The following is a 21482-nucleotide window of genomic DNA, read 5'->3' as shown; positions in this document are numbered from 1 at the left end:
AAAGATCGTCTTCGAGAACGTGCCGACGTACGCGACGAGGCCCGTGCGGTCGAGGCNCTTCAGCGATTCACCGGCCGGCCCTCGAAGCGGAATTCGCCGTCGTAATCGTCCTCGATGATCACCGCGCGGCGGCGCTGCGCCCATTCGAGCAGCGCGACGCGGCGCTCGAGCGTCATCGGCATGCCGAGCGGGAACTGATGCGACGGCGTCACGTAGACGAGCCGCGCGTCGTCCGGCAACCGTTCCGTGACGAGTCCCTGCGCGTCGACCGGCACGCCGATCACCGTCGCGCCGAGCGACGCGAACGCGGCGCGCGCGGGCGGATAGCCGGGGTCCTCGACCGCGACGACGTCGCCCGGCCGCACGACGACGCGCGCGAGCAGGTCGAGCGCCTGCTGCGCGCCTTGCGTGACGAGCACGTCGTCCCAGCTGCAGGCGACCGCGCGGCTGAATCCCGCGTAGCGCGCGATCGCGCCGCGCAACTGCGGATCGCCGGCCGGATCGTGGTACTGGCCGGGGCCGCGCGCCTGCTGGCGCAGCGCGTGATGCAGGCAGCGCCGCCATGCGTCGAACGGGAACAGCGTCTTGTCGGTCACGCCCCCGCGAAAGTCGAAGCCGGGCGAATCCTGCGGCGCGGGCATCGCGAGCGCGTCGGGCAGGTCGTTCCACAGCGCGCGCGCATCGACCGCATCGATGCGCGGCCGCTCGTCGACGATCGACGGCGCCGACGTCACCGCGGCGTGCGGCACGCGCGCGAGGCCATCGGCGACGAACGTGCCGTCGCCGGCGCGCGTAGTCAGGTAACCCTCGGCCACCAGGCGCTCGAATGCGTCGAGCGTCGTCTTGCGCGACACGCCGAGTTGTTTCGCGAGATCGCGCGTCGACGGCAGCCGCGCGCCGCCTTCGAGACGCCCGTCGACGATCGCGGTGCGCAGTTGCCGGAAGATTTGCCCCGTCAGGTCGTGACGGCCTTCGATGCGGATCGCGATGTCCATCGCAGTGGTTACCTCGATTCGTGTGATTTCACCTCGATCAGCATACCGGAACTCGACCGCGCCGGCGGCGGTTCCGGGCTCGCAGCCGCACCGGCCCTCGCGCGATTGGACCGCCGTGCGCTGCTGCCTTACGATCCACCACAAACCTCACCGCGGAGCGACCTCATGCTGTCCGAAGACGAACTGGCGCTGCTCGACGCGATCCGCGCCACCGGCAGCCTGTCGCGTGCCGCCGCGCGGCTCGGCAAGGCGCCGTCGACGGTGTCGCATGCGGCGCGCCAGCTCGAAACCCGGTTCGACGCGCTGCTGTTCGACCGGCGCGGCTACCGGCTGCAGCTCACGCCGGCCGGACAATTGCTGACCGACGAGGCGGCGCGGCTGGCGCTCGACGTCGCCCGGCTGACGCAGCGCGTGCGGCAGGTCGCGAGCGGCTGGGAGGACCGGCTGTGGATCGTCAGCGACGAGGTGCTGGAGTTCGATACGCTCCTGCCGGTCGTCCGCGCGTTCGATGCGCTCGATTCCGGCGTGTCGCTGCGTTTCACGCACGAGGTGCTTGGCGGGACCTGGGAAGCGTTGCGCGACGGCCGCGCGGATCTGGTCGTCGGCGCGACCAACGAGCCGCCGGCGATGCCGGGCCTCAAGTGGTTCGAACTCGGCGCGATGGAGTGGGTGTTCGCGGTGTCGCCGCGCCATCCGCTGGCGGCCGCGAGCGGGGTGCTGACGCGCGACGCGATCGGTGCGCACCGCTCGGTCGTCGTCGCCGATTCGTCACGGCGGGCGGCCGGCCGCGCGTATGGCCTGCTCGGCGGGCAGGCGGTGCTCGCGGTGCCGTCGATGCGCGCGAAGATCCTCGCGCAGCGCGATGCGCTCGGCGTCGGCTGGGTGCCGCGCCGGCGCGTCGCGTCGCTGCTCGCGCGCGGCGAACTGGTCGAGAAGCCGACGGCCGATCCGCGCGAGCCGAATCTGCTGTACGTCGCGTGGCACGGCGATCGTGACGGCCGCGCGCTGCAATGGTGGCTGGAGCAACTGCGCGAGCCGCGGCTCGCGCAGCGGCTGCTCGACGGGATCGATGTGATCGGCTGAGCGCGCTCGCTCAAACATGTTCGACGTTTTCGAACATGTCCGTCGTGCCCGTCGCACGGCAAGGCCGCGCGCCGCGCGCATCCTGTGTTCACGGTCAACTCACCGGTTCACAGGAGAACATCATGCAACGCTTCGAAGGAAAGACGGTCCTCGTCACGGGCGGCAACAGCGGCATCGGCCTGGCGGCCGCCCGCGCATTCGCGGTCGAAGGCGCGCGAGTCGTCATCACCGGGCGCGACGCCGACACGCTGGAAGCCGCCCGTCAAACGCTCGGCGAAGGCGCGCTGGCGATTCGCAACGAAGCCGGCAGCGTCGCATCGGCCCGCGCGCTGGCCGACGCGCTCGCCGCCGCCGGCGTGCGGCTCGACGCCGTATTCGTCAACGCGGGCGTCGCGAAACTCGCGCCGTTCGCCGACAGCGACGAAGCGATGTGGGATCTCGTGTTCAACACCAACGTGAAGGGCGCGTATTTCCAGATCCAGTCGCTCGTGCCGCTGCTGAACCGCGGCGCATCGATCGTGATCAACGGCTCGATCAACGCGCATATCGGGATGCCCGGCTCGTCGGTGTACGCGGCGAGCAAGGCGGCCGTCAATTCGTTCGCGAAGACGCTGTCGACGGAACTGCTGCCGCATGGCGTGCGCGTGAATGTGGTGAGCCCGGGGCCCGTGCAGACGCCGCTGTACGGCAAGCTCGGGCTCGACGCGGCGACGCTCGACGCGACGGCCGACAAGATCAAGGGCCTCGTGCCGATCGGCCGGTTCGGCACGCCGGACGAAATCGCGTCGACGGTGCTGCACCTGAGCGCGCCGGAATCCGCGTTCATCGTCGGCGCGGAAATCATCGCGTCGGGCGGGATGGGATTGCTCTAAGGGGGCGACGCGGGCGGGGCCCGTAACCGGCGATGCGATGCCGGGCGAGCGGGCCCCGTCACCTGCACCTATCGTGGCGCACAAGCACCGCGCGTGTCGTCGCCGGTTTTCAACTGCGTCACCGTCAACCCTGCGAACGTCGCGCGGCCTTGCTCGGCGAACACGGCCACGCGATCCGCGTCGAGCGGCGGAAAGATCAGGTCCGTCAGCGCGACGCGACCGCCGTTCGCGAACACTTCGACCGAGCCGCGATCGACGACGATTTCGAGCCGCAGTTGCCCGTGTTCGAGCGGCAGATCGACGATGTGCTCGCGGCTGAACGTGCTGGCGAAATTCGCTTCGCCGGATTGCGAGCGGTCGAGCGTCAGCGTGCGCTTCGCCGTGTCGTACACGATCCGGGTGCCGATCGAGCCGTCGGTCGAGCGCCGGACGATCAGGCCCGCGCGCGCGGCACGCTGCGGCGAGATCGTCACCGTGATGCGCTGGACGACGCCGCGCGTCGCGGCCGACAGCGCGCGGGTGGCGGAGTCGACCGTCAGGTCGCCTTCATGCACGGCGGGCCGGCCGTCGGCCCACGCGTCGAAGGCGGCGGCCGGCACGACGATGAGGGTCGGCTCGCCGTCGATCGTCTTCAGCGCCAGTTCGCGCGGCAGCGTGGTCGCGCCACGCCATGGGGTGGTCGGCACCTTGGCCGCGTAATCCCAGTTGCTCATCCATGCGATCGCGACCGGCCGGGCGCCCGGTGCGCCGGAGAACGTGCCGGCCGCGTAAAAATCGGCGCCGTGGTCGACCCAGTGGAATTGCGCGGGGTCCGAACCGGCGGGTGCGACGCGGTCGGGCACGAACGTGCGGCCGTCGAAGTTGCCGACGAAGTACATCGCGCCGGAACCGCCCGCGATCGACCACGGATTCACGTTGACGATCATCACCCACTTGATGCGGCGGGGATCGCCGTCGAGCGGCAACGGTATGAGGTCCGGCATTTCCCACAGCGCGCCCGCATGCGGCACGTCCGGCAGCGTGAAGTCGCTCAGGAACGACCAGTGGATCAGGTCGTCGGAGCGATAGAGCTTCACGACGTGCGCGTCGGCAACGACCGTCGTCATCAACCAGTAGCCGCCCGCCGCGTACCACGACACTTTCGGATCACGAAATTCCTTCGATTCCGGATCGAGCGTCAGCACCGGGTTGTGCGCATATGGCTGCCAGGTCGTGCCCTGATCGAGGCTGTACGCGAGCGACTGCGCCTGGATGCCGGGCGCGTGACCCGAGCCGGGCTTGTAGACGCTCGTATAAAGCGCGACGAGCGGCGTGTGGCCCGGCGTGCCGAGGCCGGACGTGTTCAGGGTGTCGGCGACGATCGAGCCCGAGAAGATTTCCTCGGTGGCGTTCGCGCGCATCGCGACCGGCTGCTCGCGCCAGTGAACGAGATCGGTGCTGGTCGCGTGCCCCCACGACATGTTGCCCCAGTCGTTGCCGAGCGGGTTGTACTGATAGAACAGGTGATAGCGGCCGTTCGCGTAGACGAGCCCGTTCGGGTCGTTCATCCAGTTGCGTTGCGGCGTGTAGTGGAGGGCGGGCCGCCATTGCGGCGTGCCGTTGTCGGGCGGCGCGTGGCACGGAGCGGCCACGGCCTGCGTGCAGGCCACGCAGGCGAACAGCAGCCGGACGAGCCGGACGAAAAAGCGGAAAGACGTCGAATTCATGCGGGACCAGGCGCTTCGTCGGGCGAAGCGGGAAAGGGCGCAGGCCGTTTGCAACGACGGCCTGCGCAACGGTCAAAGGAAAAGTCGAAAGAAAAAGAGGAGGCGCACACGCGACACGCGCGATACGCACCTCCTGAACCTCGTGCCTTTATCGACGATGGTTATTCGGGGTTTCCTAGTTGCCCTGGCCGTTGCCGTCGTTGTGGCCGGCCCCCGTCGCCGGCAGGTTCGCCGGGATGTCGCCGTAGCCGCCGAGGCCGCCGCGTCCATACGTGCGGTCGACCGCGGTCGACGTGCCGTTGATGTTCACCTTCACCGTGGGCGCGAGCGTGCCGCCGCGGCGCGGGCCGATCGCATCGATGAACGACTCGACGAGCCCGCCCGGCATCACGTAGTGCGAATACGACTGGAATTCGCGCGGATTCTGGTTCGGGTCCTGCGAGTACGGCGCGCCGGCCGGTGCGGAGAAGTCGGTCGGGTTGCCGAGCACGAGGCCGCTGCCGCCGTTCAGCGGCAGGAAGTCGCTGCGGATGCCGTTGCCGACGAAGCCGTACACGCCGTCCGGGCCGTCGACGCCGGCCGCCATCGTCGTGCGGTGGCTGATCGTGAACAGGTAGTACTTGCCGTCCTTCAGGTAGATCTGCGGGCGCTCGGTCTGGTCGTCGACGCAGTTCGCCGACAGGATCGGCGGCAGGAACTTCCACGCGGTCAGTTGCGGGTTCGTCGCGACCGCCAGGCCGACGTTGGCCTTTTGATACACTGCGCCCGAATTCATCACCGCGTTGAGATCTTCGCGGTTCGGATCGTTCGGCGCGTAGCCGAGATCGGCCTCGGTGCAGGTGCGCGAGCCGCGCGGGCCGCCGGTGTTGCCTTCGAACACCATGTAGGTCTTGCCCGGATGCGCGGGATCGGTGAACACGAACGGATCGCGGAACGAGAAGTAGGTGTTCTGCTGGCCGGTCTGGTAGTAGTTGCCGTCCGGCTGCAGCAGCGCCTTGTGATCGTCGAAGCCGGTGAACCACACGTGCTTGTCGTCGGCGTGGATGTTGCCGTCGGCGCGCGTGATGATCGCCTGCGGCGGCGTGATGTCGGCGCCGCCGGGCGCCGAGCGGTTGAACGACGTCGCGGTGTAGTAGAGGCTGACGTTGCTGCCGTTCGTCAGGCGCGCGGAGCCCGACCATTCGGCGTTGTTGGTCATCGGCGCGGTGCCGAACACCCGGGCGCTCGCGCCGTCGGGGAACAGGTGGCCGCCCCAGGTCCAGCCGCCGTTCGCGGGGCGCTGCGATGCGGGGATGCCGGCGCGGCGATAGAAGAAGCCGATGCGGGCGTGGACGTGACGGTCGTCGAACGTGTAGCCCGCGTGCGGATCGGCGGTGAGCGAGAAGATCACCTCCCAGCCCTTGTAGCTGAGCTGGTTCGCGCGCAGGTCAGCCAGCGGCCACGTGTCCCACACCCACACGTTCGAGTTGATCAGCGGGAAATCCTGCGGGATGTCCGGCATCGTCAGCGCTTGCGGCAGCGAATTCTTGTCGGCGCCCGCGGTGTGCGATTGCGCGACGATCTGGCGGATGTCCGCCCGCGTCCAGCGCATCGTGAAGTTGCCTTCGGGATCGTAGGCTTGCTGGGTATGGGGCGTGGGCACGGGCGCGCCCGTGCCGCTGGACTGCGCGTGCGCGACGGACGCGAAGGCGGCGAGTGCGCCGCCAGCGAGCAGCAAACGTTTGGCCGCGACCGGACGGAAAAGGGGAAAGTATGTCATCTCGTCGTTGTTTCCTGGAAAGGTGAAAGTGAACGGCTGAGTGGGCATCGATGTCCAAACCGGTTTGGATGCTATTTCAAACCGGTTTGGAACGCAAAAGATATTTATTTGACGGTAATCGTTACCAATTGGAAATAATTACCCGGTCGGCGCGTCCCGGGATTCGGGCAGCCGGGCGGATCGACGCATGCGAGGAGTGACGGTGAAGGTGAATCTGAAGGCGCTGTCGGACGCGCTCGGCCTGTCGCGGACGACGGTCAGCCGCGCGTTGAACGGTTACGACGACGTGAGCGAGGCGACGCGCGAACGCGTGGCGAAGGCCGCGCGGGAAATGGGGTACGTGGCCGATCCGACCGCGCGCCGGCTCGCGACCGGACGGGCCGACATGATAGGGATCGTGTATCCGTTCGGCGCCGGCGATCTCGGCGATCCGCGGTTCGCCGAGGTCGTCGCGGGCATCACCGAGCGGCTCGCCGAGCGCAATCTCGATTTCATCATCGCGTCCGCGCGACCGAACGCGGAACTGGACACCTATCGGCGGATCGTCGACGGCAAGCTCGTCGACGGGTTGATCGTCGCGCGCACGCGGGTCGACGATCCGCGGATCGCGTACCTGCAAGCGAGCGCGTTTCCGTATGTCGCGTACGGTCGCACGCAGGCCGCCGGCCCGTACGCGTGGTTCGACTTCGACAACGAGGCGGGCGCGCGCGACGCGGTGCGCCGGCTGATCGGCTTCGGGCATCGGCGCATCGCGATGATCAGCGCGCCGCTGACGCTGAATTTCGCCGCGCAGCGGCGTGCCGGTTATCTGTCGGCCTTGCGCGAAGCCGGTATCGACGCCGATCCGGCGCTGCTCGTGGAATGCCCGTTCACGCCCGACGGCGGGCAGCAGGCGGCGCGGGCGTTGCTCGCGCGCGCCGAGCCGCCGACCGCGCTGCTGGTCGACAACAACATCGCGGGCAGCGGCGCGTTTCGCGTGCTGGTCGACAACGGGCTGCGCCTGGGGACGGACCTGTCGCTGATCGTCTATGACGGCGTGCCGGCCGATATCGCGCACCCGTATCGCGTCACGGCGGTCGTGCAGCCGACCGGCCACGCGTCGGGGCGTGCGCTCGCGGAACTGATGCTGCGGCTGCTGGACGATGGCGTGTGCGATCAACGGCTCGAAGCGCCGGCCATCGAGGCGGGCGACACGGACGGTCCGTTGCGCGGGTAGCCCGCACCCAGCGGCGAGGCGACGGCGGGCGGGCAAGCGACGGCGGCCGTTGCTGAACGGCGCCCCCGTCGCAAAGGCCATGACGATGGCAGGGGCGAATACGCGTTCTTCTAGACGACCGGTCTAATCCGAGGCTATCATCCGTGCTTGTGAATGCGGCGACGCCTCAGGCAGATTCAAGCAGCGAGATGTCGTCGTTTTATTTCGGCCGCGTCTAGACGACTGGTCTAATAGGCATATATCGCATGCGGATGAATGAATCGCACGTTGCCGCGCGCCGACTGACTAACCGACAGGCGTGGCACGCCGACGTGCGGCCCCGTTTCCCCGTTCATTTTCGAAGGAGTGTCCGATCATGAAGATCCTGGTTGTCCTGACCTCGCACGACACGCTCGGCGACACCGGCAAGAAAACCGGCTTCTGGCTCGAGGAACTGGCCGCGCCGTACTACACGTTCAAGGATGCGGGCATCGAGCTGACGCTCGCGTCGCCGAAGGGCGGCCAGCCGCCGCTCGATCCGAAAAGCAGCGACCCGACGGCCCAGACCGACGCGACGCGCCGTTTCGACGCCGATGCCGCGGCCAAGGCCGAACTCGCGTCGACGCGCAAGCTGGCCGATGTGTCGGTGGACGACTACGACGCGGTGTTCTACCCAGGCGGCCACGGCCCGTTGTGGGATCTCGCCGAGGATCTGCATTCGATCGGCCTGATCGAGCGCGCGCTCGCGGCCGGCAAGCCGGTCGCGGCGGTGTGCCACGCGCCGGGTGTGCTGCGCCACGTGAAGAACCCGCAGACCGGCGAGTCGGTCGTGCGCGGCAAGCGCGCGACGGGGTTCACCAACAGCGAGGAAGCGGCCGTCGAGCTGACCGAAGTCGTGCCGTTCCTCGTCGAGGACATGCTGAAGACCAACGGCGCGGAATTCGAGCGCAGCGCCGACTGGGCGCCGCATGTCGTCACCGACGGGCTGCTGATCACCGGGCAGAACCCCGCGTCGTCGGCGCCCGCGGCCGAGGCGCTGCTCGCGAAGCTCGGTCACCGCTGAAAGCATGGCGCCGGCCGGCCCGCCGATGGCCCGCATCGCTGCGTCGTGCGCACCGCATGGCGCATTTCCAGCCGTTTTGCAGAACCAAGCAAAGGAGTCGTGGATGTCTGCCCTGTTCGAACCGTTCAAACTCAAGGATGTCACGCTGCGCAACCGCATCGCGGTGCCGCTGATGTGCCAGTACGTCGCCGAAGAGGGCGTCGTCAACGACTGGCATCACGTGCATCTGGCCAGCATCGCGCGCGGCGGCGCGGGCCTCGTGATCGCGGAGGCGACGGCCGTGTCGCCGGAAGGCCGCATCACGCCGGGCTGCGCCGGGTTGTGGAACGACGCGCAGGCCGAGGCATTCGCGCCGTCGGTCGCGGCGATCAAGGCGGCCGGCGCGGTGCCCGGCATCCAGCTCGCGCACGCGGGTCGCAAGGCGAGCGCGAATCGCCCGTGGGAAGGCGACGACCATATCGCCGACGGCGATCCGCGCGGCTGGCAGACCATCGCGCCGTCGGCCGTGCCGTTCGGCGCGCACCTGCCGAAGGTGCCGCGTGAAATGACGCACGACGACATCGCCCGTGTGCAGGCCGACTTCGTCGCATCGGCGCAGCGTGCGCGCGACCTCGGTTTCGAATGGCTGGAACTGCACTTCGCGCACGGCTATCTCGGCCAGAGCTTCTTCTCGGTGCATTCGAACCAGCGCACCGATGAATACGGCGGTTCGGCTGACAACCGCGGCCGCTTCCTCGTCGATACGCTCGCGGCCGTTCGCAAGGTCTGGCCCGAGCATCTGCCGCTGACCGCGCGCCTCGGCGTGATCGAATACGACGGCCGCGACGAAGAGACGCTCGCCGAGTCGATCGCGCTCACGCAGCGGATGAAGCGGGAAGGGCTCGACATGCTGAGCGTATCGGTCGGCTTCTCGACGCCGACCGCGCAGATTCCGTGGGGCCCGGCATTCCTCGCGCCGATCGCCGAACGCGTGCGCCGCGAGGCCGGGCTGCCGGTATCGTCCGCGTGGGGAATCGACACGCCGCAACTGGCGAACCGCGTGGTCGAGCAAGCGCAGCTCGATCTCGTGATGGTCGGCCGCGCGCACCTGGCCGATCCGCACTGGCCGTACTACGCGGCCAAGCAGCTCGGCGTCGAGCGTCCGTCGTGGACGCTGCCCGCGCCGTACGCGCACTGGCTCGAGCGCTACCGGGTCGCCGACAAGGCGGCGTAAGCGGGGCGTGTCGATGCAGCGCCGCGGCGGTGCGCGCATCCCGCGTGCCGCCGATCCGGCGCCGATGGATAGAATGGCGGTTCGTCCAGGCCGATTGCCTGGGCGAACCGCCTTTTTTTCATTTCGACAGAGGTGCCATGGGCGCACATGTCCCGTCGTCTCACGATTCCGCCGCGCGGCCGCGCGTCCAGCAGATCGCCCGCGTCGCGCTGTATGCGGCGCTGCTGTTGCTCGCGCTGTGGGTGATCCGCGACTTCATTCCCGCCATCGCCTGGGCCTGCGTGATCGCCATCGCGATGTGGCCGCTGCTGAAACGCTTCGAATCGCACCGGTTGTTCCGCAGCCGGCCGACGCTGATCGCCACTGTCATCACGGCGGCGATTTCGCTGCTCGTGGTGCTGCCGGTGGCCGTCGCGACGACCCAGGCGTTCGCGCAGGCGCATGACCTGCGCGAATGGCTGCACACGGTCCAGGACAACGGCATTCCGCTGCCGGACGTGGTCAGCCGGTTGCCGTACGGCGCGGCGCAGATCACCGAATGGTGGCAGGCCAATCTCGGCCATCCGCTGCATGCGGCCACCGCGATGCACGGCGTCAACGGCGAGAAATTCATCGCGTTCGGGCGGCAATTCGGCACGAAGCTCGCGCACGTGCTGCTCGAATTCGGTTTCATGCTCGTCACGCTGTTCGTGATCCTGCGTGCCGGCCACAAGCTGTCGGGTGCGTTGTTGCAGGGCGCGCGGCGCGCGTTCGGGCGCAACGGCGCGGAACTGATCGAGCGGATGGTCGCGGCCGTGTACGGCACGGTGACGGGGCTCGTCGTCGTCGGGCTCGGCGAGGGCGCGCTGCTCGGCGTCGCCTACGCGCTCGCGGGCGTTCCACATGCGGCGCTGCTCGGCCTCGTCACGGCGGTCGCCGCGATGCTGCCGTTCTGCGCGCCGGTCGTGTTCTGCGGCGCGGCGCTCTGGCTGTTCGTGCAGGGGGCGACCATGTGGGCCGTCGTGGTCGCGGCGCTCGGGTTCATCGTCGTGTTCGTCGCCGAGCATTTCGTGCGGCCGGTGCTGATCGGCGGTTCGACACGGCTGCCGTTCCTGCTCGTGCTGTTCGGCATCCTCGGCGGCGCCGAGACGTTCGGCCTGATCGGGCTGTTCGTCGGCCCGGCGCTGATGACGGTGCTCACGATGCTGTGGGCCGAATGGATCGCTTGAGCGCGCATGCCGCCGCACCGGTTCGACGTCGCGCTGCAACGGCGCGGCGGGCCGCGCATGCGAAGGCCGGCTGCAACGATCGCTGACGATTCGGCCGGTGCGGATGCGTGCAAACGCAGGGATTCGGATGAAGATCTCTACATTTCTTTTCGATCCGGACCCAAAGGTCGAGTAGCATGGGGCTTTCGATCACGCCGGTAGGCGCAGCAGATTTCCCGAGCATGCGATTGATTCCGATGGCCCGTCCCGCAGCGACGCTGTCCCTGGCCGCCAGTTGCCTGATGTTGCACGGCTGTGCGTGGTTCGACTCGTGGCTGCCGTTTTCGTATTCGCGCACGCCGCTTGCACGGGCCGCGTCGCGGCACGGCGCGACGCGCGCCGACGTCGTCCGCGCCGCCGGCAACCCGCGCAGCGTCTGGATGGTCCGCAACGGCAGCGGCGTCTGCTACAACTACTTCATCGAGCACGGCAACGATCATCGTGCTTTCTTCGTCGTGTTCGACAAGGCCGGCGTCGTCACGCAGCACGGCTTCGATTCGTGCATGGACGCCGACCGCAAGGGCACGCTCCAGCAGGGCAAGAGCGCGTCGCGATAGGGCGGCGGCCACGCGCCGCGCGAGCGCGTCATACTGCCGTCACGCTATCGTGTCGACTACACCGCCGTCGACGCGCAACGCCGCGCCGGTCGTGGCCGATGCCTGCGGCGAGCACACGTACACGACCAGGTTCGCGACTTCCTCCGTCGTCGCCGGCCGCTGGATGATCGAGCTGGCGCGCTCGCTGCGCACGAATTCCACTGCAATGTCGTCGATGCTGCGGCCCGTTTCGTCGGCCTGCGCCTTCAGCATCTCGCGCACGCCTTCCGACATCGTCGGCCCCGGCAGCACCGAATTGACGGTCACATGGGTGCCGGCCGCGAGCTTCGCGAGGCCGCGCGCGATCGACAACTGCGCGGTTTTCGTGAACCCGTAATGAATCATGTCGACGGGGATGTTCAGGCCCGATTCCGACGAAATGAACACGATGCGCCCGGCATTGCGTTCGATCATCCCTTTCAGGTAATGCCGTGCGAGCCGCACGCCGGACATCACGTTGATCTGGAAATAATGTTCCCATTCGGCGTCGTCGATGTCGAAGAACGCCTTCAGGCCGTAGATGCCCGCGTTGTTGACGAGAATGTCGGCATTCGGCGTGTGCTGCGTGACGCGCGCGACGCCGGCCGCGTCGGACAGGTCGGCGGCGACGCCGTCGAAGCTTGCGCCGGGCACGGTGTCGCGCAGTTTCTCGAGCGCGGATTGCACCGACGGGTCGCTGCGGCCGTTGACGACGACGTGCGCGCCGGCTCGCGCGAGCCCTTCGGCGATCGCGAGCCCGATGCCGGCGGTGGAAGCGGTGACGACCGCGGTCTTGCCTTTCAGATCGATCTGCATGAGCGTGACGGGGAAGAGTGAACGAGGGTCGCCGCGCGTGCCGCGGCGGACGGAATTCAAAGCTTAGGCAAATTCCGCTCAATAGGCCATGTCGCGAGCGCGTCGGCAGCGGTCACGCGGGAATTCCGGGGGGCGAAGTGACGTGCTGCCGGGTATGGCGGACGCGCGAGATTCCTGTCGGTTCGGGGCGAGCGGGCGCGAAATTGGTATCCCGCGCGTGCTTTACCCGCGAGATACCGAACCGATGACGTATTCGCCGGCTGCGATGGCAACCCGTCGATATCCGGGCCGCCAGGATCGGCGCAACAACCGATCCTGGCGGATATCGTGCATGCCGCTGGCCTTCTCGCGACCCACGCTCGCAGAACGGGCGAATCGTCAGCGATGAAACGCGAAGATCACGAACACGTGACGAACCAGTCCCACCAGTAGTATCCCAACAACTCCTGGGTGCTTCTTTCCAGCGTATAGAGCCCGAAGCAGGCGCCAAGCGTTTCGATCCCGCTCTCTCTCGCCTTGGCGCCGATGCTGACGAACGTTTGCGGCTGCGTCAGCGGCGGCAGGCCGTCGCGCGTTTCGGGGTTCAGTTGCACGGCGTTCACGTCGAGGAAGTCCTGCGAAAACGGATTGAAAACTTGCTGGCCGAACAGGTGCGAAACCTGATAAATCAGCACCGCGTCTTCCGCGTTTTCATAGAGGGAGATCGCTCGGAGTGAAACCGTGTCGCCGGGATACAGCGTCAGAACGGGGTCCGCCGGGCCATTTCCGATCGACGCGCCGCGCGCGCCGGTGTAAAGCAGGCGCACGGCGCGATGATCGACGGCGATCGGTAACTCGGGCTGCTTGCTCGGATGCGGGTACCTCAGCTTGATATATTCCGTGTCGATGACGGCGAGGATGTCGATTTGCTGCGCGGTCGTGTCGCGAGTGAGGCTTCCAGGATCGGCTGTCATACGGGTGCTCCATTCTGGTTTAACGCGGAAAAGGTGCGGCACCCTGTGGGGCGCCGCGTAAAACCTGCCGGCTTGAATCGCTCCGTATCGCATCGGAGCGAGTTGTTGGGGGCTCGCTTCAAGCCGCGGAGGCTTGCCAGACCCAGAAGAAGTAGCCGAACAAGGATTTCCTGTTTTGGCTCCGCGTATACAGCGCAAAAGACGTTGCGAGGTACTCGGACCCGGACGATTTTGCGACGGATTCGAATGCCTGGAAGACCTGGGATTGCGCCGAGGTCGCAATGATGTCGGGCGTCTCGGCAGCGCTCGCCGCGCCAGCCTGTTCGATGGTCACCGCGGTAAACGGACCGAACACCTGAGCGCCCGAGTATTGCTGGACGTGGTAAATCAGCGCAGCGTCTCCCGAATTGTCGGATAGCGACGTCCCCATCAGGGATACCTTGTCGCCAACATTCAATTTCAGGCCCAGATTACCGGTTCCTTCCGAACTGCTCACGCCGGGCGTGTGGCCGTTGAGCATGAACAACGCAGTGCTGGCGATGCCGGTCGGATTTTGCGCGTTCAGGCTCGGATTGGGGTAACTCTTCTTTATGTAATCCGTGTCGATAACGGCAAGAATTTGAATGGACTGAGCGACTTTTTCCAGGTTGATGATATTCGGATCGACTTTCATTTGAATGCCTCCATGACAGGCTAATTGCCCGTTCGGTGCGCGTGGCGCATCGGCGATGCGCTTCGTCAGTATTGTCCATTTATATTTGTTTTAGTACCTGTCAGGTTTGATGGGGAATTTATTTTGGGGAGAATTAATTTTTTAGATCGGGAGGGGGGCGTGTAATCGACTGTAATTGATTTTTATTGATTTTCCGGGTCTGAATTACAGGTTGTTGTATGCGAGGTCAAGCGCTCGTCACCGCGTAATCGGTTGTAATTGATTTTGGTGGGTGAATGAATTGATATTGTCCTTGACGCGCTAATGACGTGTCGTCGGACTCAAATTCATAACGCTTAGTGAATGGAGATTAACCATGGCTTCCGAAATCACGCTTGCATCAAGCGCGCAGGACATCAACATCATCGCGGTGATCGATACGGAATGGGTCAAGAAGACGTATCCGAACCCGAGCCAGAATCAGGCCGCGCCGACGGGCATCGCCCACAATGGCCAGTTCCTGATCTGCACCGGTGCGCGTGGCGTCAAGGGGCAGGGTACGGCCGACCTGGAAATCACCGCCTACCCGGGTGACCGCGTCCAGTTCACCGGCGTGTCGATCTACGACAACTCCGACGATGCCGTGATCATCTACAACATCCCGCGCTATCAAGGCGACGAGGTATTCAACCCGTTCGTCTGCAACACGGTCGTCCGCAATGGCGCGGTGGAACCCAACCCGGATTCGGGGACCCGCAATGGCCTCCCGCCGCTGAAGAAGCAACTCACGTTCGCGACTTTCGACTCGTCGGTCCGGCGAAGCGGGACGGAATATTTCGGCGTGTGCTTCGCGCTTTACAAGCTCGTCGGCGGGCAGAACCAGGAACTGTTCGGCTACTACTGGTGGGACCCGAAGATCATCGTTCCGGCCTGACCCGCTGCTGTCGGTTTCAGCGCCCGAGCATGCGGAAACGCGTGTGCAAGCAGAGGTGCAGGGCGGGCGCTGTTTCAGCGTAAGCGCGTCATCCTCCGCACCTCGTGCGGGAAGTCGGCGGCGCAGGGTGGTGCCCACGATCATGTCCGTGGGCACCACCGTTCTGCGCAGCGGCGAAGCAGCGCGATCCGGTTGCGCGGCGCCACACAGTCTTGTACGGTGAGCGTTCGTCGTTCGAACCCGGAGCCCACCGCGTGAGCCGTACCGCCAACCGATCCGCCGTACCGTCGCCGTTCTGGCGCGATACCGCGCTGCCGTTCATCGAGGCGCGCACCGTCGACGACGGGCGCGCGATCTGCTACGCGAAGCACACGCACGACACGTTTTCGGTGGGCGCGATCGTCGGCGGCACGAGCACGTACGTGAACGGCGCGACGAACGCGCACGTCGGGCGCGGCGTGCTGGTGATCATCGACCCGGAGCAGGTGCACGCGTGCAACCCGTACGGCCCCGATGCATGGGCGTACCGGATGGTCTATGTCGACGTGCCGTGGCTCGCGCGGCTGCAACATTCGCTGGGCGGCGATCCGAACCGCGATTTTCACGGGTTTTCGCCGAAGTTGACCGAGCGCGGCGATCTGTTCGCGCGATTTGGCGGCTTCTACCGCACGCTCGTGTCGCCCGGCATCGATGCGCTCGGCAAGGAGAGTGCGGCGGTCGAATTCTTCACGGCGCTGCACGGCGCGCTCGACCGCGAACTACCCGATGCGCGGCCGGGAGACGACAACGCAAAGCTTGCGCGCGCGGCCGACTACATCGCCGCCCATTGCCGCGAGGCCGTCACGCTCGATGCGATCTGCGCGGCGGCCGACCTGTCGCCGTCGTACCTGATCCGCGCATTCAATGCGCGTTACGGGATGACGCCGCATGCATTCCTGATCGATCGGCGCGTGCAGTACGGCCGCACCGAATTGCGGCGTGGCAGGCCGATCGCCGAAGTCGCGCTCGACGCCGGCTTTGCGGACCAGGCGCATTTCCAGCGCGCGTTCCGGCGGATCGCGGCCGCGACGCCCGGGCAGTACCGCAGCGCGATGCGCTGACCGCCACGACGGCTACACGTCGAGCAGAAACAGCGCGCTGCCCGCGAGCAGCAGCGCCATCAGCCGGTTGAACACGCGCATGCGCCGCGCGTTCGCGAGCCGGTGCCGCAGCGACGCGCCCGCATAGCCCCAGCATGCGATCGACGCGAAGCAGATCACCAGATACAGCGCGGCGAACTGCCAGACCTGCGCGCGATCGCCATCGGCCGCATACGCGCCCATCGCGGCCACGCACGCGAGCCACGCCTTCGGATTGAGCCACTGCATCGCCGCGCCGGACGCCGCCGACGGGCCGGCCACGTGGGGATCGGCCGACAGCCGGCCGTCGTCGAGCGCGAGTCGCAGCGCCATATACAGCAGAAACGCGATCCCCGACCACTGCGTGGCCGTCGTCAGCACGGGCCAGCGCGCGAGCGCCGCGTGCAGGCCGAGCCCGATCAGCAGGAACAGCGCGACGAAGCCGAGCGTCGCGCCCGCCGCGTAGCGCAGGCTCGCGCCGAGGCCGTGGCGGGCGCCCGCGCTGAGCGCGACGATGTTGACGGGACCGGGGGTGATCGACGAGGCGAGCGCGAACGCGGCCATCGAAACCAGCATGCTCATCAGGTGTCTCCATGCGACATGTCGAAAGTCGCATCGAGACTACGGGCGCGGCGCCGGCCCGTATTGAAGAAAACTGCCCTCGGCGGCGCTGTCGGGATTCACGTCACGCTGAATCCGGCGCAGCGCTCACGAGCCGACCGAAAGCGACAGGACGCAGGCGTGGCCGCCGAAGCCATCGAGTCTCATTTCACGGATGGGCGGGCGTCGCGAGCGCGTCGAACGCGTCGGCTTCCGGAAGCTGGCGCCACGACTCCGGGCCTGCGTCGATTTCTTCGACCGTCAGCAGGCACGCATCGAGTTCGCGACGCAACCGGACGTGATCGATCGACTGCCCGATGAACACGATTTCCTGCCGGCAATCACCTGCCGGCTCCTCCCATTTCTTCAGCACGCCCTCGCGACGATAGTCGTCGTGTGGCCAGTCCGACGGTGGCGTAAACCGCCACCATCGGCCAACGTAGCCCCACTGGAACGTGTCGCCGGCCTGCACGAGCATGGCGGTTTCCGCATATCGGTGCGCGGCCCACACATAGCCCTTGCAGCGAAGCAGTCGGCCGTTGGTCCAGGGGCGCCGCAGCCACGCGAGCAGGCGCGCCGGATGAAACGGCGCACGTTCGCGATAGACCCACGACGCGACCCCGTACGCATCCGATTCCGACGGGCGTTCGTCGGCCTGCATGCGTTGCATCCATCCCGGCGATTCGACGAGCGCCGGCAGATCGAAGCGCCGCGTATCGAGGACGTCCGACGGATCGACCTTGCCGTGCTGCATCGGCAGGATTCGCGCGGACGGATTCAGTGAGGCCAGAATGGCGCGCAGCCGCTCGAAACCCGCGTGGCCGATCCGGTCGAGTCGGCTCACGAGGATCACGTTCGCATATTCGACTTGTTCGATCAGCAGGTCCGACAGCGTGCGCGGCGGACCGGCATCGCCGCCGTTCGCGGGCGGGGCGTCGTGCGTGACGGGTTCGGCCGACGCGATCATGTCCTCGAACGTCTCGCCGTTGACCACCGTGACGAGCGTGTCCAGCCGCGCGAGTTCGCTGAGGCTGAAACCGTCCCGGTCGAGAAACGCGAACGTCTCCGCGACGGGCATCGGCTCCGAGATGCCCGTCGACTCGATCAGCAGGTAATCGAAGCGACGCTGCCGCGCCAGCGTGCTGATCTGCTCGAGCAAATCGGCGCGCAGCGTGCAGCAGATACAACCGTTGGTCATTTCGACCAGTTCGTCCTCGCCTCGATGCAGCTCGACGTTGCGCCGCACGTCGTCGGCGTCGACGTTGACCTCGCTCATGTCGTTGACGATCACGGCGACCTTCAGGCCGGCGCGATTGCGCAGGATGTGGTTCAGCAACGTCGTCTTCCCGGCGCCGAGGAAGCCGGACAGCACGGTGACCGGAATCCTCGGCGCCGGGGCGGCCGGCAAGTGTCGATTGGCCGGCGTCGTCATGCGCTCTGCCCGGACGCGCGATCCAGGTAGCCCTCGAACAGGTCGACCACGACATAGCCGTCGTCGGCGGCGTCGCCCCACAGATCCTTCACGCGGAACTCCACATGATAGGTCGGCTGATGCGCGGCGCCGGTGTCGCCGTGGCCGATCGCGTCCGGGAATGGCCACGATTCGGTCGTCCGGTGCAACACGACGCCCGTCTTGCCGCGAACGTAGCCCGGCGCGCGGATGTGTCCGCTGACGTATTCGTCGCGAACGACGACGCGATCGCCGACCTCGAACCGCGTCGACCCGGCCGGGGCCGCCCGGCCGGCGGAGCGCGGCGGGTTCGCGAGCCGGAAAGGCGAACCGAGCGCGCGGTCGAGTTCATCCTGCGTGAGCACGCCGGTTTCGACGAGCAAGGTCGCGGTCGCGATCACGTAGCGCTCGTAGTAGCGCGTGCCGACGTGCTGGCGCACGTCGATGCGTTCGACTGCGTGACGTACCTCGTCGACGCTGAATTTTTTCAGTTGGTCCACCCCGACGAACATCAGGCTGTACGCGAGATGTTCCCAGTCTTCCTTGAAGACCGGTTTGTAGCCGAGGCTGTTGATCGTATGCGGCACCGGGCCGAAACCCTGGAATCCGCCGAGGTCGTGAAAGCCGTCCATATGTGATCTCCGAGAGGAAGGTCGAGAGCGAAACGTGGTGCGAGTCAGTGCGCGCGCGGCAGCGCAACGCCGATCAGCACGTCCTTCGTGACGAGCGCGCGCAGTTGTTCCTCGGTCATGTGCTCGCTGCCGGCCGGCCGCACGGGCAGCACGAGATAGCGGCTTTCGGCAGTCGTATCCCAGACCTTCACGACGACGTCGTCGGGCAGGTCGGTGCCGAGTTCCCGCAGCACCGTGCGCCCTTCGCGGACGAGCCGCGCACGATATTCGAAGCCCTTGTACCACTCGGGCGGCAGCCCGAGCACCGGCCAGTTCGTGCATGAGCACAGGCTGCAGACGATCACGTTCTTCAGCGTCGGGGTGTCCTCGAGCGCGACGATGTATTCGCCCTGCGGGCCGGTGTAGCCGAACTGCGCACAGGCGGCCGTGCCGTCCTTCAGCAGAAGTTCGCGAAATGCCGGGTCGACCCACGCACGCGCGACGATGCGCGCGCCGTTGGCCGGGTCCCAGGTCGTGGACATCAGCTCGGTCAGCGTGTCGATATAGCCGTCGGGAATCAGGTTCTTCTCCTTCATCACGCGAAACAGCGCCCAGGCGCGTTCGCCGGGCGTCGAGACGGTTTCCTCGGAAGGAATCGTGTTCATCGTGGGGCTCCTTGTCGTGGTTCGGGTCGACCGCCGCCACGGCGTGGCGACTGCCGTGGCGGGGGGCAGGCGTGTCGTGTCGGTCACGCTCGACGAGCAGGGTAAGAAGAGAAAAAGCGCGGTTCTTTGCCGGCACGGATCGGAAACTGTGCCGAGACGGCCCCGGTGCGCGGCAGGCGCCGATGCGCACCCGGAGGCACGGCGATGCGCGGCGTCGACAGCGCGTCCGGCATGAAACTGGGGCAGCCCGCGCACGTTGCTCGACCGCCGCGGGGCGCTGGCTGCGCAGGTCCGCCACAGCCAATTTCTTGTTCCGCCGGAAAACAGAAATGCGGATTTTGCCTTTCTATTCTCACCCTCAAGCGACGGCCGTCCGGTGTCGCGAATCGTCGGCGCTCTCCGAGTACCGGCGGAATAACAGTCAGCCAGCACCCCGCGATTCCACCGTCCGGCAACGGTTCCCGTTCGTCGTACGTCGAGCGTGGCGGTGTCTGCGCATCCAGGTGAGGAGCATGATGGACAACGTCAACAGAATGAAACTGAAGCGGATCGCGCGCTGGATCGGCCTGTCGCTGATGGTCGTCGCATCGCATTACGCGGGCGCGGTCGAGGTCGATCCCGGCGACTACGAGCAGTATCCGATCGGCGCGACGATCGGCGTGCTGTACTACAACTATTCGGCGACGAACGCGTACTACGCGAATGGACACCGGACGTCGGATTTCGATCTGCAGTCCAATGTCGGCATCGCCCGCCTGCTGCATGTGTTCCAGCTCACCGACCGGCTCACGATCGATCCGCAGGTGTTGCTGCCGTTCGGTCATATCAGCAGCTTCGGTAACGCCGGCGCGCTTGGCAGTACGAATGGTGTCGGCGACGTGATCCTGACCGCGCCGTTGAAATTCCGCCTGAACGAAGCGAAGGACGTCGTCGCCGCGACGGTCTACGTTTACGCGCCGACCGGGAGTTACGACCAGAACCGCGGCCTCAATCTCGGCGCCAACCGCTGGTCGCTCGATTTCCAGGCAGCCTACGTCAAGCACTTTTCGCCGCAGTGGGCACTCGATCTCGTCGGCGACGCGATCTGGTACGGCAACAACACGTCGTATGGCGCGAGCGGTGCGACGCTGCATCAGCGGATGAGCTACAGCGCACAGGCGATGGTGCGTTACATGCCCGATCTAGGCACGTCGCTCGGCATCGGCATTACCCAGCTCTGGGGCGGTGAAACGAGCGTCGACGGCGCGGACAACAACGACGCGCTGCGTACGACGCGCCTGCGGATCACCGCGGCGAAGTTCGTGACGAAGGCCGACCAGGTGCAAATCCAGCTCGGCACCGACCTGAGCGTGCGCAACGGTCCGAAGAACAGCGTGCTCGCCGGCCTGCGTTACGCGCACATCTTCTGACGACCCGCATGCACCAGGGTATGGCCGGTGCATGCCGCTCCGTGTCCCCCAACGTCGAACCCTCGACACCCGATTCCCTTTCCAGAGAGGTCACGCATGGAATCCGCCATCGACAAACACCTGATCTGCCCGCGGACGCTGTCGCGCCGCGTCGCCGACGATTACCAGCCGCCGTTCCCGATGTACGTCGCCCGGGCCGCCGAAGACCTGAACCAGGTCGTGATGGGCTATTTCGGCGTGCAATACAGCGGCGCCGACAAGCGCGCGGCGGCACTGGCCGCGTTGCGCCGGATCGTCGCCGATTTCGGTATGCAGGACGGCCCGAACAACTTCGACCTGACGCAACACACCGACGATCAGGGCTACGAGAACCTGATTGCCGTCGGCTACTGGCGCGATCCGGCCGCGTATGCGCGCTGGATCGCGTCGCCGGCGCTCGTCGAATGGTGGGCCTCCGACGCACGCCTCGCGGACGGGATCGGCTACTTCCGGGAAATCGTCGCGCCGCGCGCCGAGCAGTTCGAGACGCTTTACGCATTTACGAGCGATTTCCCCGGCGTCGGCGC

General features: G+C 66.7%; 20 protein-coding genes and 1 pseudogene. 11 read left to right on the top strand and 10 right to left on the bottom strand.

Annotated elements, in window-relative coordinates; translation table 11 throughout:
* Positions 1-995: pseudogene (locus tag JMF90_RS01250) on the bottom strand (PLP-dependent aminotransferase family protein); the annotation flags it as partial.
* A 165-nt stretch (positions 996-1160) separates the two neighbouring features.
* Between JMF90_RS01250 and JMF90_RS01245 the strand changes: the two are divergent.
* Together JMF90_RS01245 and JMF90_RS01240 are read left to right on the top strand one after the other, a co-directional pair.
* The gene (locus JMF90_RS01245; protein WP_011694720.1) at positions 1161-2078 is read left to right on the top strand and encodes a LysR family transcriptional regulator; all 918 of its coding nucleotides are present in this window, start codon (positions 1161-1163) and stop codon (positions 2076-2078) included.
* Between the two features lie 122 nt (positions 2079-2200).
* Complete coding sequence (locus JMF90_RS01240) at positions 2201-2950, top strand: SDR family oxidoreductase (protein ID WP_011547810.1); 750 nt, start codon at positions 2201-2203, stop codon at positions 2948-2950.
* Positions 2951-3018: 68 nt separating this feature from the next.
* Here JMF90_RS01240 and JMF90_RS01235 read toward each other — a convergent pair whose 3' ends face one another.
* Both JMF90_RS01235 and JMF90_RS01230 read right to left on the bottom strand, forming a co-directional pair.
* Positions 3019-4656 carry a glycoside hydrolase family 32 protein gene (locus JMF90_RS01235; RefSeq protein ID WP_011694721.1) on the bottom strand — a complete coding sequence of 546 codons (1638 nt, stop codon included), beginning with the start codon at positions 4654-4656 and terminating at the stop codon, positions 3019-3021.
* A gap of 175 nt (positions 4657-4831) precedes the next feature.
* The gene (locus tag JMF90_RS01230) at positions 4832-6415 is read right to left on the bottom strand and encodes a glycoside hydrolase family 68 protein (protein ID WP_011547808.1); all 1584 of its coding nucleotides are present in this window, start codon (positions 6413-6415) and stop codon (positions 4832-4834) included.
* A gap of 187 nt (positions 6416-6602) precedes the next feature.
* Between JMF90_RS01230 and JMF90_RS01225 the strand changes: the two genes are divergently transcribed.
* The 5 genes from JMF90_RS01225 to JMF90_RS01205 all read left to right on the top strand — a co-directional run bounded on the left by JMF90_RS01225 (position 6603) and on the right by JMF90_RS01205 (position 11690).
* Entirely contained in the window at positions 6603-7631 is a 1029-nt protein-coding gene (locus JMF90_RS01225) for a substrate-binding domain-containing protein (RefSeq protein ID WP_011547807.1), read from the top strand.
* A gap of 355 nt (positions 7632-7986) precedes the next feature.
* Positions 7987-8673: a type 1 glutamine amidotransferase domain-containing protein gene (locus JMF90_RS01220; protein WP_011547806.1), complete on the top strand. Its 687-nt coding sequence runs from the start codon at positions 7987-7989 to the stop codon at positions 8671-8673.
* 103 nt (positions 8674-8776) lie between these two features.
* On the top strand, positions 8777-9886 hold the full coding sequence (locus tag JMF90_RS01215) for an NADH:flavin oxidoreductase/NADH oxidase (RefSeq protein WP_201317137.1): 1110 nt from the start codon (positions 8777-8779) through the stop codon (positions 9884-9886).
* 137 nt (positions 9887-10023) lie between these two features.
* Positions 10024-11094, top strand: coding sequence for an AI-2E family transporter (locus tag JMF90_RS01210; RefSeq protein WP_011694722.1), 1071 nt, complete (start codon positions 10024-10026; stop codon positions 11092-11094).
* A 221-nt stretch (positions 11095-11315) separates the two neighbouring features.
* The gene (locus tag JMF90_RS01205) at positions 11316-11690 is read left to right on the top strand and encodes a hypothetical protein (protein WP_034174823.1); all 375 of its coding nucleotides are present in this window, start codon (positions 11316-11318) and stop codon (positions 11688-11690) included.
* Between the two features lie 39 nt (positions 11691-11729).
* On the opposite strand, the gene JMF90_RS01200 is transcribed toward JMF90_RS01205, so the two are convergent.
* The 3 genes from JMF90_RS01200 to JMF90_RS01190 form a co-directional block, all read right to left on the bottom strand.
* Positions 11730-12524, bottom strand: coding sequence for an SDR family NAD(P)-dependent oxidoreductase (locus JMF90_RS01200; protein WP_011547803.1), 795 nt, complete (start codon positions 12522-12524; stop codon positions 11730-11732).
* Between the two features lie 398 nt (positions 12525-12922).
* Positions 12923-13477 carry an inclusion body family protein gene (locus tag JMF90_RS01195; protein WP_011547802.1) on the bottom strand — a complete coding sequence of 185 codons (555 nt, stop codon included), beginning with the start codon at positions 13475-13477 and terminating at the stop codon, positions 12923-12925.
* A 118-nt stretch (positions 13478-13595) separates the two neighbouring features.
* Positions 13596-14150, bottom strand: coding sequence for an AidA/PixA family protein (locus JMF90_RS01190; RefSeq protein ID WP_011547801.1), 555 nt, complete (start codon positions 14148-14150; stop codon positions 13596-13598).
* 355 nt (positions 14151-14505) lie between these two features.
* Here JMF90_RS01190 and JMF90_RS01185 point away from each other — a divergent pair, with 355 nt between their 5' ends.
* Positions 14506-15063 (top strand): inclusion body family protein, encoded by a 558-nt coding sequence (locus JMF90_RS01185; protein WP_006479130.1) that lies wholly within the window; start codon positions 14506-14508, stop codon positions 15061-15063.
* A gap of 254 nt (positions 15064-15317) precedes the next feature.
* Complete coding sequence (locus tag JMF90_RS01180; RefSeq protein ID WP_011694723.1) at positions 15318-16163, top strand: AraC family transcriptional regulator; 846 nt, start codon at positions 15318-15320, stop codon at positions 16161-16163.
* A 12-nt stretch (positions 16164-16175) separates the two neighbouring features.
* On the opposite strand, the gene JMF90_RS01175 is transcribed toward JMF90_RS01180, so the two are convergent.
* From JMF90_RS01175 to nthA, 4 genes are all read right to left on the bottom strand, one after another.
* Complete coding sequence (locus tag JMF90_RS01175) at positions 16176-16763, bottom strand: LysE family translocator (RefSeq protein ID WP_006485658.1); 588 nt, start codon at positions 16761-16763, stop codon at positions 16176-16178.
* A 187-nt stretch (positions 16764-16950) separates the two neighbouring features.
* Positions 16951-18213, bottom strand: a complete 1263-nt coding sequence (locus tag JMF90_RS01170) for a GTP-binding protein (protein WP_011547799.1) — start codon at positions 18211-18213, stop codon at positions 16951-16953.
* A complete protein-coding gene (gene nthB / locus JMF90_RS01165) occupies positions 18210-18863 on the bottom strand; it encodes a nitrile hydratase subunit beta (RefSeq protein ID WP_011547798.1) in 654 nt (217 codons plus the stop codon). Before nthB ends, JMF90_RS01170 begins: the two co-directional genes overlap by 4 nt.
* Positions 18864-18907: 44 nt before the next feature.
* Positions 18908-19507 (bottom strand): nitrile hydratase subunit alpha, encoded by a 600-nt coding sequence (gene nthA, locus JMF90_RS01160; RefSeq protein ID WP_011547797.1) that lies wholly within the window; start codon positions 19505-19507, stop codon positions 18908-18910.
* 512 nt (positions 19508-20019) lie between these two features.
* Between nthA and JMF90_RS01155 the strand changes: the two genes are divergently transcribed.
* The gene (locus JMF90_RS01155) at positions 20020-20916 is read left to right on the top strand and encodes a transporter (protein ID WP_011547796.1); all 897 of its coding nucleotides are present in this window, start codon (positions 20020-20022) and stop codon (positions 20914-20916) included.
* Between the two features lie 96 nt (positions 20917-21012).
* A partial coding sequence (locus tag JMF90_RS01150; RefSeq protein WP_201324934.1) for a phenylacetaldoxime dehydratase family protein occupies positions 21013-21482 on the top strand: 470 nt, incomplete at its 3' end.

The organism is Burkholderia sp. E168m23 (assembly GCF_016586125.1).
Classification (GTDB): domain Bacteria; phylum Pseudomonadota; class Gammaproteobacteria; order Burkholderiales; family Burkholderiaceae; genus Burkholderia; species Burkholderia orbicola.
The sequence above is the reverse complement of the archived record's forward strand: the minus strand, read 5'-3'. Positions and strand labels throughout refer to the sequence as shown.

Excerpts from the sequence above, each read along its gene's own strand:
- JMF90_RS01220 (WP_011547806.1), top strand. The coding sequence starts at position 7,987 with ATGAAGATCCTGGTTGTCCTGACCTCGCACGACACGCTCGGCGACACC.
- JMF90_RS01230 (WP_011547808.1), bottom strand. The coding sequence starts at position 6,415 with ATGACATACTTTCCCCTTTTCCGTCCGGTCGCGGCCAAACGTTTGCTG.
- JMF90_RS01200 (WP_011547803.1), bottom strand. The coding sequence starts at position 12,524 with ATGCAGATCGATCTGAAAGGCAAGACCGCGGTCGTCACCGCTTCCACC.
- JMF90_RS01155 (WP_011547796.1), top strand. The coding sequence starts at position 20,020 with ATGATGGACAACGTCAACAGAATGAAACTGAAGCGGATCGCGCGCTGG.
- JMF90_RS01235 (WP_011694721.1), bottom strand. The coding sequence starts at position 4,656 with ATGAATTCGACGTCTTTCCGCTTTTTCGTCCGGCTCGTCCGGCTGCTG.
- JMF90_RS01245 (WP_011694720.1), top strand. The coding sequence starts at position 1,161 with ATGCTGTCCGAAGACGAACTGGCGCTGCTCGACGCGATCCGCGCCACC.
- JMF90_RS01190 (WP_011547801.1), bottom strand. The coding sequence starts at position 14,150 with ATGAAAGTCGATCCGAATATCATCAACCTGGAAAAAGTCGCTCAGTCC.
- JMF90_RS01195 (WP_011547802.1), bottom strand. The coding sequence starts at position 13,477 with ATGACAGCCGATCCTGGAAGCCTCACTCGCGACACGACCGCGCAGCAA.
- JMF90_RS01170 (WP_011547799.1), bottom strand. The coding sequence starts at position 18,213 with ATGACGACGCCGGCCAATCGACACTTGCCGGCCGCCCCGGCGCCGAGG.
- JMF90_RS01225 (WP_011547807.1), top strand. The coding sequence starts at position 6,603 with ATGCGAGGAGTGACGGTGAAGGTGAATCTGAAGGCGCTGTCGGACGCG.
- JMF90_RS01185 (WP_006479130.1), top strand. The coding sequence starts at position 14,506 with ATGGCTTCCGAAATCACGCTTGCATCAAGCGCGCAGGACATCAACATC.
- JMF90_RS01175 (WP_006485658.1), bottom strand. The coding sequence starts at position 16,763 with ATGAGCATGCTGGTTTCGATGGCCGCGTTCGCGCTCGCCTCGTCGATC.
- JMF90_RS01240 (WP_011547810.1), top strand. The coding sequence starts at position 2,201 with ATGCAACGCTTCGAAGGAAAGACGGTCCTCGTCACGGGCGGCAACAGC.
- JMF90_RS01215 (WP_201317137.1), top strand. The coding sequence starts at position 8,777 with ATGTCTGCCCTGTTCGAACCGTTCAAACTCAAGGATGTCACGCTGCGC.
- nthB (WP_011547798.1), bottom strand. The coding sequence starts at position 18,863 with ATGGACGGCTTTCACGACCTCGGCGGATTCCAGGGTTTCGGCCCGGTG.
- JMF90_RS01210 (WP_011694722.1), top strand. The coding sequence starts at position 10,024 with ATGGGCGCACATGTCCCGTCGTCTCACGATTCCGCCGCGCGGCCGCGC.
- JMF90_RS01205 (WP_034174823.1), top strand. The coding sequence starts at position 11,316 with ATGCGATTGATTCCGATGGCCCGTCCCGCAGCGACGCTGTCCCTGGCC.
- nthA (WP_011547797.1), bottom strand. The coding sequence starts at position 19,507 with ATGAACACGATTCCTTCCGAGGAAACCGTCTCGACGCCCGGCGAACGC.